The sequence below is a fragment of the Pseudomonas fluorescens genome, from assembly GCF_902497775.2.
Classification (GTDB): Bacteria; Pseudomonadota; Gammaproteobacteria; order Pseudomonadales; family Pseudomonadaceae; genus Aquipseudomonas; species Aquipseudomonas putida_F.
On record NZ_OZ024668.1, the window covers coordinates 1,351,108 to 1,364,710 of the forward strand.

General features: G+C 62.4%; 14 protein-coding genes and 2 pseudogenes. 5 read left to right on the top strand and 11 right to left on the bottom strand.

Annotated features, from left to right (window positions below):
• Nucleotides 1-13: 13 nt before the first annotated feature.
• Together F8N82_RS06335 and F8N82_RS06340 are read right to left on the bottom strand one after the other, a co-directional pair.
• Nucleotides 14-799, bottom strand: a complete 786-nt coding sequence (locus tag F8N82_RS06335) for a sulfite exporter TauE/SafE family protein (protein ID WP_038994404.1) — start codon at nucleotides 797-799, stop codon at nucleotides 14-16.
• Nucleotides 800-993: 194 nt separating this feature from the next.
• Complete coding sequence (locus F8N82_RS06340) at nucleotides 994-1,617, bottom strand: helix-turn-helix domain-containing protein (RefSeq protein WP_052251408.1); 624 nt, start codon at nucleotides 1,615-1,617, stop codon at nucleotides 994-996.
• Between the two features lie 121 nt (nucleotides 1,618-1,738).
• Here F8N82_RS06340 and F8N82_RS06345 point away from each other — a divergent pair, with 121 nt between their 5' ends.
• The 3 genes from F8N82_RS06345 (at nucleotide 1,739) to F8N82_RS06355 (ending at nucleotide 4,400) form a co-directional block, all read left to right on the top strand.
• A complete protein-coding gene (locus F8N82_RS06345) occupies nucleotides 1,739-2,869 on the top strand; it encodes an NAD(P)/FAD-dependent oxidoreductase (protein ID WP_038994406.1) in 1,131 nt (376 codons plus the stop codon).
• Between the two features lie 19 nt (nucleotides 2,870-2,888).
• Nucleotides 2,889-3,266 (top strand): RidA family protein, encoded by a 378-nt coding sequence (locus F8N82_RS06350; protein WP_038994407.1) that lies wholly within the window; start codon nucleotides 2,889-2,891, stop codon nucleotides 3,264-3,266.
• 69 nt (nucleotides 3,267-3,335) lie between these two features.
• Nucleotides 3,336-4,400, top strand: a complete 1,065-nt coding sequence (locus tag F8N82_RS06355) for a YkvI family membrane protein (RefSeq protein ID WP_038994408.1) — start codon at nucleotides 3,336-3,338, stop codon at nucleotides 4,398-4,400.
• Nucleotides 4,401-4,453: 53 nt separating this feature from the next.
• Here the strand turns inward: F8N82_RS06355 and F8N82_RS27540 are convergent, their stop codons facing one another.
• The 3 genes and pseudogenes from F8N82_RS27540 to F8N82_RS06365 all read right to left on the bottom strand — a co-directional run bounded on the left by F8N82_RS27540 (nucleotide 4,454) and on the right by F8N82_RS06365 (nucleotide 7,400).
• Entirely contained in the window at nucleotides 4,454-5,239 is a 786-nt protein-coding gene (locus tag F8N82_RS27540; RefSeq protein ID WP_371857234.1) for a methyl-accepting chemotaxis protein, read from the bottom strand.
• Between the two features lie 117 nt (nucleotides 5,240-5,356).
• Nucleotides 5,357-6,340, bottom strand: a pseudogene (locus F8N82_RS27545) (cache domain-containing protein); the annotation flags it as partial.
• Between the two features lie 175 nt (nucleotides 6,341-6,515).
• Nucleotides 6,516-7,400, bottom strand: a complete 885-nt coding sequence (locus tag F8N82_RS06365) for a LysR family transcriptional regulator (protein ID WP_038994410.1) — start codon at nucleotides 7,398-7,400, stop codon at nucleotides 6,516-6,518.
• A gap of 122 nt (nucleotides 7,401-7,522) precedes the next feature.
• Between F8N82_RS06365 and F8N82_RS06370 the strand changes: the two genes are divergently transcribed.
• Nucleotides 7,523-7,969, top strand: coding sequence for a PACE efflux transporter (locus F8N82_RS06370; protein ID WP_038994412.1), 447 nt, complete (start codon nucleotides 7,523-7,525; stop codon nucleotides 7,967-7,969).
• 10 nt (nucleotides 7,970-7,979) lie between these two features.
• Here F8N82_RS06370 and F8N82_RS06375 read toward each other — a convergent pair whose 3' ends face one another.
• From F8N82_RS06375 to F8N82_RS06400, 6 genes are all read right to left on the bottom strand, one after another.
• Nucleotides 7,980-9,026: a hypothetical protein gene (locus tag F8N82_RS06375; RefSeq protein ID WP_052251643.1), complete on the bottom strand. Its 1,047-nt coding sequence runs from the start codon at nucleotides 9,024-9,026 to the stop codon at nucleotides 7,980-7,982.
• A gap of 63 nt (nucleotides 9,027-9,089) precedes the next feature.
• Nucleotides 9,090-9,509: a DUF7079 family protein gene (locus F8N82_RS06380; RefSeq protein WP_052251409.1), complete on the bottom strand. Its 420-nt coding sequence runs from the start codon at nucleotides 9,507-9,509 to the stop codon at nucleotides 9,090-9,092.
• 109 nt (nucleotides 9,510-9,618) lie between these two features.
• Complete coding sequence (locus F8N82_RS06385) at nucleotides 9,619-10,305, bottom strand: GntR family transcriptional regulator (protein ID WP_038994414.1); 687 nt, start codon at nucleotides 10,303-10,305, stop codon at nucleotides 9,619-9,621.
• A 16-nt stretch (nucleotides 10,306-10,321) separates the two neighbouring features.
• Entirely contained in the window at nucleotides 10,322-11,026 is a 705-nt protein-coding gene (locus F8N82_RS06390) for a FadR/GntR family transcriptional regulator (RefSeq protein ID WP_038994416.1), read from the bottom strand.
• 69 nt (nucleotides 11,027-11,095) lie between these two features.
• Nucleotides 11,096-12,406: a C4-dicarboxylate transporter DctA gene (locus F8N82_RS06395; RefSeq protein ID WP_038994418.1), complete on the bottom strand. Its 1,311-nt coding sequence runs from the start codon at nucleotides 12,404-12,406 to the stop codon at nucleotides 11,096-11,098.
• A 245-nt stretch (nucleotides 12,407-12,651) separates the two neighbouring features.
• Entirely contained in the window at nucleotides 12,652-12,966 is a 315-nt protein-coding gene (locus F8N82_RS06400; RefSeq protein ID WP_038994420.1) for a helix-turn-helix domain-containing protein, read from the bottom strand.
• Nucleotides 12,967-13,349: 383 nt separating this feature from the next.
• Here F8N82_RS06400 and F8N82_RS27550 point away from each other — a divergent pair.
• A pseudogene (locus F8N82_RS27550) lies at nucleotides 13,350-13,514 on the top strand (PAS domain-containing protein); the annotation flags it as partial.
• Nucleotides 13,515-13,603 lie beyond the last annotated feature (89 nt).

A 13,603-nucleotide genomic window follows, 5' to 3' on the forward strand; every position in this document is an offset into this window, starting at 1 on the left:
CTGATAATCTGGATCAGAACGCCAGCTTGTAGCCGATCATCAGCAGCATCCCTGCCAGGCAAGGGCGCAGGACGTTGTCGGAAATCCGTCCGGTCAGGTGGCTGCCCATGTAGATGCCTGGCAGCGAGCCCAGTAGCAGGTAGCCGAGCAGCGACCAATCCATGTTGCCCATGCTTGCATGGCCCAGGCCAGCAACCAGGGTCAGGGGCACGGCGTGGGCGATTTCGGTGCCGACCAGGCGGCGGGTGACCAGGTAGGGGTAGAGCAGGAACAGGGCCACGGTACCCAGGGCGCCGGCGCCGATGGAGGTCAGTGAGACCATGACGCCGAGCACCACACCGGTGACGACGGTCAGCAGGTTGAGGCTGGTGCCGCTCAGGTGGTAGCGGTCGCCGGCGTGTTTGCTGGCGAATGCCTGGAGTTTGCTTTTAAACAGGATGGCCAGGGCGGTGAGCACCAGGACCACGGCCAGGCCTTGCTTGATGATGGCGTTGGCGGCCTGGGTGTCGGTATCGAGGCTGGCAAGAAACCACAGGGTCAGGGCGGCGGCCGGGACGCTGCCGAGGGTCAGCCAGCCGGTGATTTTCCAGTCGATATTCTTGTTTTTGCCGTGGACCCAGACGCCGCTGGCTTTGGTGATGGCGGCGTAGAGCAGGTCGGTGCCTACGGCGGTAGCGGGGTTGATGCCGAACCAGAGCAGGATCGGGGTCATCAGCGAGCCGCCGCCGACGCCGGTCATGCCGACGATGAATCCAACTACCAGGCCTGCAAGGGTGAAACCGAAAGAACCTACATCCATAAGTAACCTAAACGCCCAACGTGCCCGTGATCGGATGGCAGCCAGCATAAAGGTTTTTTTATAGCCAAATAGACTAGTTCGTTATTAGGTTATAACTGGGTCGAGCTTCGGGAGGGTTCTTAGCGCGTAGCGCTGTGGGAGCGGCGGTGCGACGTCTCGACTTGACCCGCGATGCGGTGTTACAGACAACGCTGTTACCGATCCGTCATCACCACCATCACATGCGCATCCCCACCATCTTCAGTCTCCGACAGATAAATATGCCCGACACTACTGTTGAAGTACGCCGTCTCCTGCGGGCCGATACTCACGGCTTCACCGGTCTCGAACACAATCCGCACCCGCCCGCTGAGCACCAGGGCAAATTCCTGCCCCGGGTGGCGGATGAATTCGTCGAACTGTTGCCGTTCGCGGGCGATGATGCGCGCATACATCGGTGTCATCAGGCGCTGGGGGAATTCGCCGGCAATCGGGTGGTAGTCGTAGGTGCCGGTGCTGTAACCGGGCGCCGTGGGCAGGGAGTTGACTACCACGGTGGTCGGCACCGGCACATCGCTCACGCCTGAGGCGCGAAACAGCTGGGCGATGTCGAGCTGCAACGCCCGCGCCGCCGCGGCCAGCTTTTCGTAGCTCACCGAAACCTGCGCCAGTTCCATTTTCGACAGGGTCGAGACCGGCACCCCGGATAACGCTGACAGCTGCTTGAGGGTCATTTGCTGGGCCTTGCGCACGCTGCGCAGGCGCGCACCAACTTCGCCGCGGTCAATCAGCGGCAGCGCACCAGCGCGGTCGTCGGCAGGGTAGCAATCGGCACTCATCAAGCATCTCTGTTAGTCAAAACGAACCCACATCTTACCGTGGCGGCTTGCATAATTCGAAATTCTCATATATTAGAATTCTCACAAATGATAATTTCTCCTCGCAGGCGATTGCATGGCTATGACAGAGACCTTCGACATCGTGATCATCGGCGCCGGTATTGCTGGCGCATCACTGGGCTATCGGTTGGCGCAAGGGCGGCAGGTGCTGATGCTTGAACGCGAAGCCCAGGCCGGTTACCACTCCACCGGGCGCTCGGCGGCGATGTTCATGGAGGCTTACGGTACGCCGCAGATCCAGGCGCTGACCCGCGCCAGCCGGGCCTTTTATGAGTCGCCACCGCCAGGTTTCTGTGAGCATGCGTTGCTGGAACCGCGGGGTTGCTTGTATGTGGCGACTCTGGAGCAACAGGCGCTGCTCGACAACACGTATGCGCAGAGCCTGGCCAACGGCACCGAGGTTACCTTGCTCGACCGCGATGGGGCGTTGGCGCTGGTGCCTAGCCTGCGCGCCGAGGTACTGGCCGGGGCGGTGCTCGAGCCCGGGGCCATGGACCTGGATGTGCACGCGCTGCACCAGGGCTTTTTGCGCGGTTACCGTCAGGCCGGCGGGCAGTTGCGATGCAATGCCGAGGTAGTCGAAGGCAGCTTCCACGAAGGTTACTGGCAGATCGTACTGGCAGACGGCAGCTGCATTCAGGCGCGCCAGGTGGTCAATGCCGCAGGCGCCTGGGCCGATAACATCGCGGCAGTCTGTGGCGTTCAACCGGTCGGCCTGCAGCCGTGCCGACGCTCGGCGTTTACCTTCGAAGGCCCAGCAGACCAGGCGTTTAGCCGGTGGCCTGCGGTGATCGGCGTCGATGAGAGTTTCTATTTCAAACCCGATGCCGGGCAGTTGCTCGGCTCGCCGGCCAACGCCGACCCGGTCGAGCCCCAGGACGTGATGCCCGAAGAGCTCGACGTGGCCATCGGTATCTACAACATCGAAGCCATCACCACCCTGGCGATTCGCCGGCCCAGCCATACCTGGGCCGGGCTGCGTTCGTTCGTTGCCGATGGCGACCTGGTGATCGGCCACGACCCGCAGAATCCGGCGTTTTTCTGGCTGGCGGCGCAAGGCGGTTACGGTATCCAGTCCGCGGCTGGCGCTTCGCAACTGGCCTGCGCGCTGCTGCTTGAGCAGCCGCTTCCAGCATCCCTGACCGCCGAAGGTGTTGAGCCGCAACGCTTGTCCCCGGCGCGTTTTCGTTAACTCCCCAAGGAGATTTTCCATGAGCTCGACTATCCAGCGTATCCCCAGCCACCTGCCGTATCCGTTTTCCAAGGCGGTCAAGGTCGGCGGCTTTGTGTTTCTTTCCGGGCAGATCCCCATGGGCGCCGACGGTGAAGTGGTGCGTGGCGACATTCAGGTTCAGACCCAGGCCGCTCTGGAGCGTATCGGCGAAACCCTGGCCGAATGCGGCGTCGGTTTTGACCAGGTGATCAAGGCCGCCGTGTGGCTGTCCGACATGGCCCATTTCGCTGGCTTCAACGAGGTGTACAAAAGCTTCTTCGCCAACGGTTACCCGGTGCGCTCCACCGTCAGCGCCGGCCTGGCCCTGGGGGTGGATGTCGAGATCGAAGTGCAAGCGTGGATCGGCAACGACTGAGTCAGCAAGGCAACACTGGGTAAAAACAACAACAAGGCCCCAAGGGCCATCGATACCAGAGGGTTGGAAATGAAAGAGCAGCTGAAAATTGCAGGCGCCTTTATCGGCGTGATCGTCGGCGCGGGTTTCGCCTCGGGGCGCGAGCTGTTGCTGTTCTTTGTCGACTTCGGCCTCTGGGGCCTGCTCGGGGCGCTGGTCAGCGCGGCGTTGTTCACCTTTCTCGGCATGGCCCTGGCCGGGCTGGGCAATCGCTTGCAGGCCGCCTCGCACAAGGACGTGGTGTACGCCATTTGCGGGCGCTACCTGGGCTTGTTCGTTGACCTGATGATCACCTTCTTCATGTTCGCGGTCACCGTGGTGATGCTGGCCGGCGGTGGCGCGTTGCTTGAGCAGCAGTTCGCCATCCCGGCGCTCACCGGTAGCGTGCTGGTGACTGTGCTGGTGGTGGCGGTGGTGTGCCTGGATGTGCAAAAGGTGATCCTGCTGATCGGTGCGGTGACGCCGTTTTTGATCCTCATCGCCACGGCCATTGCCCTGTACGCGGTGTTCACCCGCGAGCTGAGCTTTGCCGCCCTTGACCAGGTGGCCAGCCAGCAGCAGGCGGGCACCAGCCATTGGCTGCTCGGTGCGTTCTTGTATGTGTCGTACAACATCGTTGCCGGGGCACCGATCCTGGCGATTCTTGGCGGCTCGGCACGTTTGGAAAAGACCGCGATCTGGGGCGGGATTCTCGGTGGCGCAGCCCTCGGCGGTTTGATGCTGGTGATGAGCGCAGGCTTGCTGTCACGCCTGGACACCGTCGCCGATCTGCCGATGCCGATGCTGTCCATTGCCAGCGAAATTTCCCCGGCGCTGGGCGTGATCATGTGCGTGATCATCTTCGGCATGATCGTCAACACCGCCGTGGGCACGCTGTATTCGTTCCTGGCGCGGCTGTTGCCGGCAGGGACACGCAGTTTTCGTCTGGGCTCGGTGGCGGCGGGGCTGGCGGCGTTTGTCTGCAGCCTGATCGGCTTTATCAGCCTGGTGGGCCAGGTGTATCCGTTCTTCGGTTACCTGGGCTTCGTGCTGATGCTGGCGGTATTGATCGGCTGGCTGCGCCTGGGGCGGGCCAAGCGGGTGCTGGCGGTGTAGTGCGAGGGGATGAACAAAGGGGCCGCAAGCGACCCCTTTGTTTTTTACAGCGGTTAGATCTTGAAGCTGCCGACCAGTTGCTTGAGGCGCCCGGCCTGCTGGGCCAGGGCATCGCAATGACGCAGGGTGTCATTGAGGTTGGCCACGCCTTGCTGGTTGAGCACGTTGATCTGGGTGATGTCCAGGTTCAGGCTTTCAACCACGGCGGTCTGCTCTTCGGTCGCGGCGGCCACCGACTGGTTCATGCCGTCGATTTCGCCGATGCGCTGGGTCACGCTGCTCAGGCGCTCGCCGGCCTGGTTGGCGACCAGCACGCTCTCTTCACTGGAGACCTGGCTGGCGTTCATGTTGTGCACCGCCTCGCGCGAACCGACCTGCAGGGTGGTGATCATCTTGTGGATCTCTTCGGCCGACTCCTGGGTGCGGTGCGCCAGGTTGCGGACCTCGTCGGCCACCACGGCAAAACCACGCCCTGCTTCGCCGGCACGGGCCGCTTCGATGGCGGCGTTGAGCGCCAGCAGGTTGGTCTGCTGGGAGATGCCCTTGATCACGTCGAGGATCTGGCCGATGTCGTCGGTGCTGGCGTTGAGGGTTTCGATCTGCTCGCAGGATTCGCTGATCTTCTGCGACAGCGAGGTCATCGCCGAGATGGTTTCTTGCACCACCTGACGACCGTCGTTGGCCTGCTCGCTGGCGCCGCTGGCGTGTTGCGAGGCGTCGGCGGCGTTGCGGGCGATTTCCTGGGTGGCGGCGCCCAGCTCGTTGATTGCAGCAGCAACGCTGTTGGTGCGCATGCTTTGTTCTTCGGAGCCGATGATCGAGGCGTTGGAGGCGCTCATCACCCGCTCGGACAGGTCATGCACCTGGCGGGTAGCCGAGGACACTTCGGCAATCGAGGCATGAATGCGCTCGACGAACTGGTTGAAGGCACCGGCCAGTTCGCCGAATTCGTCCTTGTTCTCGACGACCAGGCGGCGGGTCAGGTCGCCTTCGCCCTGGGCGATGTCCTGCATGGCGCGGCCCATGGTGGTCAGCGGACGCATCAGCACCGGGATCAGCAGGCTCAGCAGGCCAGCGATGGCAGCCACGGCAATGAGCATGGCGATGATGGCCGAGGTACGGAACTGGCTCAGGCCGGCATAGGCTTTGTCGCGGTCGATGGACAGGCCGATGTACCAGTCGGCCGTTGGCAGGCCGCTGACCGGAGCGAAGGAGATGATCCGCTCCTGCTTGTTCAGGGTCACCTCATGGGTACCCGGGGCGATATGCAGGTTGCTGCCCGGGTAGATGTCCTTGAGGTTCTTCATCACCTGGTCTTTGTCCGGGCTGACGATCACCTGGCCGTTACGGTCGACCAGGAATGCATGGCCGATACCGCCGAAGTCCACGGCGTTGATGATGTCCACCAGGGTCGCCAGGCTCAGGTCGCCACCGACCACGCCGAGCAGCTCGCCATTGGCCTTGCTTTTCACCGGCATGCCGATGGTCACCACCAGGCCGCCGACTGCGGCCATGTACGGCGGGGTCAGCATGGTCTGGTTGGCGGCGACGGCAGCGGTGTACCACGGACGCTGGCGCGGGTCGTAGCCGTCAGGCATCTTCGCGTCCGGGCGCTGGGTGAACACACCGTTGGACTGGCCGACGTAGGTGAACTGGAAGTTGTTGGTGTACGAAGGCTGGTCGACCAGACCCGGAAGGTCGGCGTTGGCGCCTTGCTGGGCGACGTCCTGGGCGAGGTTTTCCAGGACCAGAATGCGCCCGCTCATCCAGTTCTGCACACTGCTGGCCGCCAGCGCGCCGGCCTGTTTGACCGACGAGTCGATGTTCTGTCGGATGGTGTTGCGTTGCAGGTAATCGTTGTAAAGGGTGAACAGTGCAAATGCCAGAACCACGACGCCGCAGGCGCACAGCAGGATCTTGTGGCGAAATTTCAGGTTCATGTTCCGAGACCTTGTGCCAGTAAAGAGGAGTGCCGAGCGGCGCTTTTGGCGTGTGCTCGTACCTATCCAGACGGGTATCGGCCGCGAAACGAAAAAATTGATAGGTAGTTTTGCCGCAGGGGCTGACAGGATTTTCCTACAGCCTGCTCTGGCGTGGGTGTTTCAACCAGGCGCCTTACTGCACCCCCAGTAAACGCACAAGCTCTTGAGCCGCTTTTTGCAGCGGCTGGTGCTGGCGCCAGAAGGCATGCACCGGCAGCTGCAGCTCGTTGCGGGTGTTGCTGAAGTCCAGGCGCACCAGGCGCCCGGCGTCCAGCAAGGGGGCTACCCGCGACAACGGAAAGTCGCCCCAGCCAAGGCCGGCTTCGACCATCTCGATGGCCATGGCCAGGTTGTCGGTGCGCCAGTGCGCCTTGCCGATCAGGGCGCGGGTGTCGCTCAGCGGCAGGTCGCGGCTGGCCACCAGGATCTGCCGGACGTTGGCCAGGTCTTCAAGGTAGACGATCTGCCGTGGGCGCTGCTGCAGGGCCGGATGCTGTGGGCCGATGCAGGCCACCAGCGACTCCATGCCGATGTTCTGAAAGCGCTGGCGGGCGTCTACCGCAAGCCCGGCAAAGGCCAGGCACAGGCTGACGCGGCCGTCGTGCAGCAGTTGCAGGGCATCTTCCTGAGGGGCGGTCAGCACCTCGATATCCAGCAACGGGTGACGCTCGCTGATGGTTCTGATCGCGGCCAGCAGGCGCGTGTGGTCGATGTCCGGCACCACGCTGATGCTCAGGGTGCTCTCCAGCCCCTGGGACAGCTCCAGGGCATGCACCTGCAACTGCCCCAACTGATTGGCGATCATCCGTGCATGGGGTTCCAGGGCTTGGGCCATGGCGGTGGGGCGGGTTTCCCGGTGAGTGCGTTCGAACAGGGTGAAGCCCAGTTCCGCTTCCAGATTGCCGATCGCCATGCTCACTGCCGAAGGCACCCGGCCCAAGGCCCGCGCGGCAGCGGAAAACGAGCCTCGGTCAAGCACGGCAAGAAACAGTTCGATGTTGTCGCTGGAAAAATTCATGGCAATCTCCTGTCAGGCAATCTGATAGCTGCTGACTTTGGCTGTCAAGAAGATTGACGCATGCTTGCCCGCCTCAGTTGCCCAGAAGGGCAGCGTTTTTTTGCAAAACCGAGGTTAGCAACGTGCAAGGTGTCAAACGCAAACTGGTCTACGTGACCGCCTATGAACTGATCGGCCTGTGCATGTCGACCCTGGGCCTGGCCTACCTGGCCGACAGTGCGCCAAGCAACACCGGGCCGCTGGCGGTGATGATCACTACCATCGCCATGGCCTGGAACTTCATCTACAACACCCTGTTCGAGTACTGGGAAAGCCGCCAGGCCAAGCGCGGCCGCAGTGTGGGTCGGCGGCTGGCGCATGCCATCGGTTTTCAACTGACCCTGGTGGTCTACCTGATCCCGCTGATTGCCTGGTGGTTGGACATGAGCCTGCTTGAGGCCTTTGTGGTGGACCTGGCCTTCATCATTCTCATCCCGTGCTACACCTTCATCTACAACTGGCTGTTCGACCGCATTTTCGGCTTGCCAACCTCGGCCCAGGCGCAACCGGACAGCCGCGTCGCCGCATAAGCTGCGGCCCTTACTGGGCGGGCAGGGTGATCACCTGGGCCGCGGGCTGCGGCTCGCGCTCGGGGCCTTCGGCGGCCAGCAGGCTGTCCTCGATTTCCCCCGACAGGTAGTAGACCCCGGCCATGGCGCCGGTCTTGCGGTTCTCCATCAGTTCGCGCCATTCCTCGTTCAACGCGACGTTGAGGATTACCCGCAACTGCTCGATCATTGCCGGTTGCTCGCGGTTATGGGTCATCACGCCGATACCGGTAGCCGCCAGGGAAATCACCGTGCCCGCCGCACGCCCGACGGCCGCCGCCACGGCGCTGGCGATGCCCCGTGGCGCCAGGGTGGCACCGAGTTTTTCACTGGCCTGCTGGGCGACCGATGACAGGCCGATGTCCGAGCGCTGGGTGCCGGCACGTACGGCGCTGTGCAGGCGTTTGACCAGTGCGGCGTAGGCGGGCTGTTGTTCCAGCGGCTTGCTGAACAGCAGTTGGTGGAGCGAGGCGTTGTTATTGGCCGGCGGCCCAAGGCCGATGGCCTGGATGCGCGTCAAGTGCAGGTTGAATTGCTCCGGCGGCGCCCGGTAGCGCTGGGCAATCTGCTGCAGCTGCTGGCCGAGCAGCTGGATATACAGCTCCATGGCCCGGTCGCGAATGGCCTCGGGGTCGATTTCCTTGGCCACCGGGTCCAGCACCCGTTCGTGATACTGCTCCTGCAGATACAGGGCCAGGCGCTTTTCGGGCGTTTCGCTGCCGTCGCCACTGTTCATCTTGTACCAGGCCACTTTCATGGTCAGCCATTGCTGGGTCCAGTAGCCGGTGAACCAGGGGATGAAATCGCTTTCGGTGTACTGCTGCACGCGCTCCTTCCACACCCGCATGGAACGCCGGGCATAGTCGTTGACTGAACTTGTGGCGGCCAATGAAGCGTCGATGATCTCGCGGTCGATCTGCTGCCAGGTCGCTGCGCTGACCGGGATTGGCGGCGGCTCGCTGACCTTTTGCCGTGAGCCGCAGCCGCCCAGCGCCAGGAACAAGGCGAGCAGCAGGGCGATGAGCGGGGAACGCGGGATCACAGCGCAGCCCCCTGTGGCTAGGGAAGGTCGAGCGTGGTGGTTACTTGAGTATAGGTGCCGTCACTCGGGCTGCTGTTCGGCTTCGGCCTGATCCAGGGCCTCGATGATCTCGGCCCAGATTTCCCGGCAGAAAAACCACACCCAGGTGGCGTTCAGTGCACGGTCGATATGGCGCCGCCACCAGCTGTCGCGGCGAGCTTGGAGGATTTCTTCGATCTCTTCGTGCAGCCAGGTTTCGTCGAAACCGGTCCAGATCGGCGGTACCGGCGTCATGATATTGCCGTAGCAGGCGGGGGCGACTTCGCTGTAGAAGATTTCCTTCAGCAGCTCGCGGTCAAAGCCCACCAGGTGGCGGGCGATCCACAGGTATTCGATGTGGGTGTCGACGAAGGCATCGGACATCGCCACGCGCACCTGCTGGAGCTGTTGCGGCGTCATGTGCGGCGCAGGTGTCATCAGCGTGCCCTCCAAGGCGGTCATCGGTCCATCGGTAGGAGCGGGCTTGACCCGCGATAGCGTCCTGTCGGCCACATCGTATCGCGGGGCAAGGCCCGCTCCTACAGCAGACTGCTGTTCCCGGCGAAAATGCTCAATCCTCAAGGTCCAGCTTGGCCTCGATATGGTCCAGATGCTCATGCATCAACGCCAACGCCGCCTCGCCGTCCCCCTTCTCCAGCGCATCGATGATCGCCGCATGCTCCTGCCAGGCGCAATGGCTGCACGGTCGCGTTTCGTACTGGGCGATGATCAGCGAGGTTTGTGGCACCAGGCCGTTGAGAAAGCGTGCCAGCGGTACGTTGTCGGCCATTTCCGCAAGCTTGAGGTGAAACTCGCCACCCAGGCGAATCGCCGTGCAGCGTTGGCCCTGTTCATGGTGCTGGCGTTCGCGGGCTACCAGTTCACGCAACTGACGGATCTTGGCCGGCCGTGAGCGCTTGGCGGCGAGGCTGATCAGGGTGGTTTCGGCCAGGCGCCGGGCGCTGAGGATCTGCCGTGCATGCTGCGGATCGGGTGCGGCCAGGCGTGCGGTGTGGCTCGGTCGCTGGACGATTACCTGTTGATCCGACAGGCGCCCGAGCACCCGGCGGATCACCGTGCGGCTGACCCCGAAGGCATCGCCCAGGGCCTGCTCGGTCAAGGCGCTGCCAGGGGCCAGGCGCTGTTCGAGGATGGCGTCGAACAATCGCGGGTAGATCTGCTCGGCCGACAACCGGCGCTCACCCTGGGCGAGCAACGAGGGCAGGGCGGTGTCATGGGCGTGGGCGCTGGCATTCATGGTCGCACTCCTGGGGTCAGTTGCCCGGATGATCGTCCGGGATGTTCAGTTCGATACCCATGCGCCGGCCTTCCTGGAGGATATGGTGGCGCATCTGCGCGCTGGCCTGGGCGCTGTTCTTGTTGCGGATGGCGCGCACCACCGCTTCGTTTTCCTCAAGCCGCGCCGCCAGGTGCTCGGGCGAATTGCGCAGCACCGCAGCGCTTTGCTTGAGGGCATTGCTGGTCTGCTGCACCACGCTCTGGAAGATCGGGTTGGCGGTCAGGGTGAACAGCTCTTCGTGAAAGGCGATGTAGGCGTTGACGCCGGCTTCGCTGTCTTCGGCCTCGAGGGCTTCGCGCATGTCCATCAGGGTCAGGCGCAACTGGCCGATTTCCTTGCTGCTGATCGACTGCGCCACCAGGCCAACGATGAAGGGTTCGAGGGTGTAGCGCAGTTGCAGCACATCCTCCAGGCTGGCCTCGGCGACGCCGCTCTGGGGCGAGGTGACAGGCGCCGCATCGGCGTCCAGCACCAGCACGCCCTTGCCCGGCATCGAGCGCACCAGGCCGAGGGTTTCCAGCACGGTCACCGCTTCACGCAGGCTCGGCCGGCTGATGCCCAGCTGCTCGGCCAGTTCACGCTGGCCCGGCAGCATGTCACCGGAACGCCACTGGCCGCGAGCCAGTGCCTGGCGGAGTTTTTCCACCACCGAGTTCACGACGGTCGATGAAGTAATCATTGTTCACTCCATGAGAACACTTGCATGGTTTGCTCCTGTGGCCGGCAGTGGGACTGCCGGCCTTTTTACTCAGAACTCTTGTTGATGGGCGTTCGGGGTCTTGCGTTGGGCAAAGCCGAAGCCCTGTTTGCCCGACAGCACATTGTTGGCCCGCTCCATGTCGATATCGCCTTCCCAGCGGCCGATGGCCACCGTGGCCACGCAGTTGCCGATCAGGTTGGTCAGCGCCCGGCCGATACCCATGAACCAGTCCACCGCCAGCACCAGCACCAGGCCGACTACCGGGATTGCCGGGATGGCAGTCAGGGTTGCAGCGAGGATCACCAGGGCGGAGCCGGGGATGCCGTGGGCGCCCTTGGAGGTGATCAGCGACACCAGCAGGATGGTCAGCAGGTCGGTCATTGCCAGCGGCGTCCCGGTAGCGTTGGCGATGAACACGATCGCCAGGGTCAGGTAGATCGAGAAGCCGTCGAGGTTGAACGAGTAACCGGTTGGAATCACCAGGCCGACCGTCGAGCTGCCAATGCCCAGGTGCTCGAGCTTGCGCATGATCTGCGGCAGCACGGCGTCGGAGGAAGCGGTGCCGAGGACGATGGTCAGCTCTTCGCGCAGGTACTTGATGAACGGCAGGATCTTCAACCCCGACAGGCGCATCACGGTGCCCAGGATCAACAGCACGAAACCGGTGCAGGTCAGGTAGAACAAGGCCACCAGGCCGCCCAGGTGCTGCAGCGACTCCAGGCCATATTTGCTGGTGGTGAAGGCGATGGCGCCGAACACGCCGATCGGCGCCAGACGCACGATCATGCCCATGATGCGGAAAATGATGTGGCTCAGTTCGTTGATCAGCCGCGAAATGCCCGAGGCCGCTTCACCCACCAGGTTCAGGGCACTGCCGAACAGCACCGAAAACAGCAGGACCTGGAGGATGTTGTTGTCGGCAAAGGCGCCGACCACCGAGGTCGGAATCAGGTCCATGAGGAACGCTGCGGTGCCATGGATGTGCTGGCCGCGTTCGGCCAGGTTGCTGGCTTCGCTGCTGGCCAACTGGTCCAGGTGAATGTTGGCGCCGCTGCCGATGCCGGAGGTAAAGGCGAACACCAGGCCGATCACCAGGGCGATGGTGGTCAGGATTTCGAAGTAGATCACCGATTTGAGGCCGATGCGCCCGACCTTTTTCAGGTCGCCGGCACCGGAGATACCGCTGACCACCACGCAGAACACGATCAGCCCGATCAACATCTTGATCAGCTTGATGAAGCCGTCACCGAGGGGTTTGAGTTGCAGGGAAACTTCAGGAAAGCTCAGGCCGCAGGCTATGCCTAGCACAAGGCCCAACACCACTTGGAGGAAGATCGAACGCGAGCACCATTTGAGCATGGGAGGGATCTCTGGTCGGTGTCCCTGCTTCGATGCCACGGGGGCGAAAGAGCGGAGGACTTAATTATTGTGGTCTTACCGGTATGTCCAGTGCGTGGGCAGTGTAGGCGCGGTTTTTTCGGCTTTGCAAGGGGTTTTCGGCTAAACGGGAAAGAATAGGCTTTACCGGTCTGACCAGTTGCGGTGCAATGCCCGGGCAAAAAAAGCGGCAGGGTCAGCCTGCCGCTTTTTCGGTGTTGCCGGGGCTAAGGCTTGGACAAGGCCAGCTCTACCGCTGCGATCAGCTTTCCCAAGTCTTGGGAAGGCGCTTTGTGAATGACGCCGAAGAGGTAGGCACGCTGCTCGTCTTCGTCGTCCTCGTCGGCGAAGAAGGCTTTGAGCTTGATCCCCAGCACCTCGGAGAAGGTCGACAGGGCTTCCACGCTGGGGGTGTAGGTGCCGGTTTCAAAGCGACTGATGGTCTTGGGGTCAAAACCGGTTTTCTCGCCAAGTTCAGCCTGAGTGAGCCCGGCTACCTTGCGGTAACGTCTGATGGCCGAACCCAAACTTGAAATTGTCATCGCTTAATTCCCATTTAGAATCAAGAACTTAACGATATCTATGTGCAATAGGCAACGCCACGATTCATCACCTTTATTTGCATAATGTGATGTAATTCGTAGAATTGTCGGTTTGGACAGGTCAAAAGCCATCGAGTTTCAACCGGGGTCAGCAGGCTGAGACTATTCAGCAAAGCATCCCGGCAGAAGGCTCATCTCGGTGTCGGACGAATGGTTTGTGCGCTGCGCAGGACACCCTGGCAGAGCACTGCAAATGGAGCTTTATCGTGCGTCTCAACATGCCGGTCACCTCGGTCGAACAGACTTTCGGCGAGGATCAGCGGCTTATTTCCGCCACCGACACCGCCAGCAACATCACCTACTGCAATGCCGAATTCGCCGCCATGAGCGGGTTCAGCCAGGCCGAGCTGATCGGTAGCCCGCACAACCTGGTTCGCCACCCGGACATGCCGCCGGCGGTGTTTGCCCTGATGTGGCAGTACCTCAAGGCCGGCCAGAGCTGGATGGGCATCGTCAAGAACCGCTGCAAGAACGGTAACTTCTACTGGGTCAGCGCCTATGTCACGCCAATCCTCGAAGACGGTCGTCTGGTCGGCTACGAGTCGGTGCGGGTCAAGCCGACCCGCGAGCAGGTACG

Bases quoted from the DNA above. Each gene is read 5' to 3' on its own strand.
- F8N82_RS06335 (WP_038994404.1), bottom strand. From the start codon at position 799: ATGGATGTAGGTTCTTTCGGTTTCACCCTTGCAGGCCTGGTAGTTGGA.
- F8N82_RS06340 (WP_052251408.1), bottom strand. From the start codon at position 1,617: ATGAGTGCCGATTGCTACCCTGCCGACGACCGCGCTGGTGCGCTGCCG.
- F8N82_RS06345 (WP_038994406.1), top strand. From the start codon at position 1,739: ATGACAGAGACCTTCGACATCGTGATCATCGGCGCCGGTATTGCTGGC.
- F8N82_RS06350 (WP_038994407.1), top strand. From the start codon at position 2,889: ATGAGCTCGACTATCCAGCGTATCCCCAGCCACCTGCCGTATCCGTTT.
- F8N82_RS06355 (WP_038994408.1), top strand. From the start codon at position 3,336: ATGAAAGAGCAGCTGAAAATTGCAGGCGCCTTTATCGGCGTGATCGTC.
- F8N82_RS27540 (WP_371857234.1), bottom strand. From the start codon at position 5,239: ATGAGCGCCTCCAACGCCTCGATCATCGGCTCCGAAGAACAAAGCATG.
- F8N82_RS06365 (WP_038994410.1), bottom strand. From the start codon at position 7,400: ATGAATTTTTCCAGCGACAACATCGAACTGTTTCTTGCCGTGCTTGAC.
- F8N82_RS06380 (WP_052251409.1), bottom strand. From the start codon at position 9,509: ATGACCGCCTTGGAGGGCACGCTGATGACACCTGCGCCGCACATGACG.
- F8N82_RS06385 (WP_038994414.1), bottom strand. From the start codon at position 10,305: ATGAATGCCAGCGCCCACGCCCATGACACCGCCCTGCCCTCGTTGCTC.
- F8N82_RS06390 (WP_038994416.1), bottom strand. From the start codon at position 11,026: ATGATTACTTCATCGACCGTCGTGAACTCGGTGGTGGAAAAACTCCGC.
- F8N82_RS06395 (WP_038994418.1), bottom strand. From the start codon at position 12,406: ATGCTCAAATGGTGCTCGCGTTCGATCTTCCTCCAAGTGGTGTTGGGC.
- F8N82_RS06400 (WP_038994420.1), bottom strand. From the start codon at position 12,966: ATGACAATTTCAAGTTTGGGTTCGGCCATCAGACGTTACCGCAAGGTA.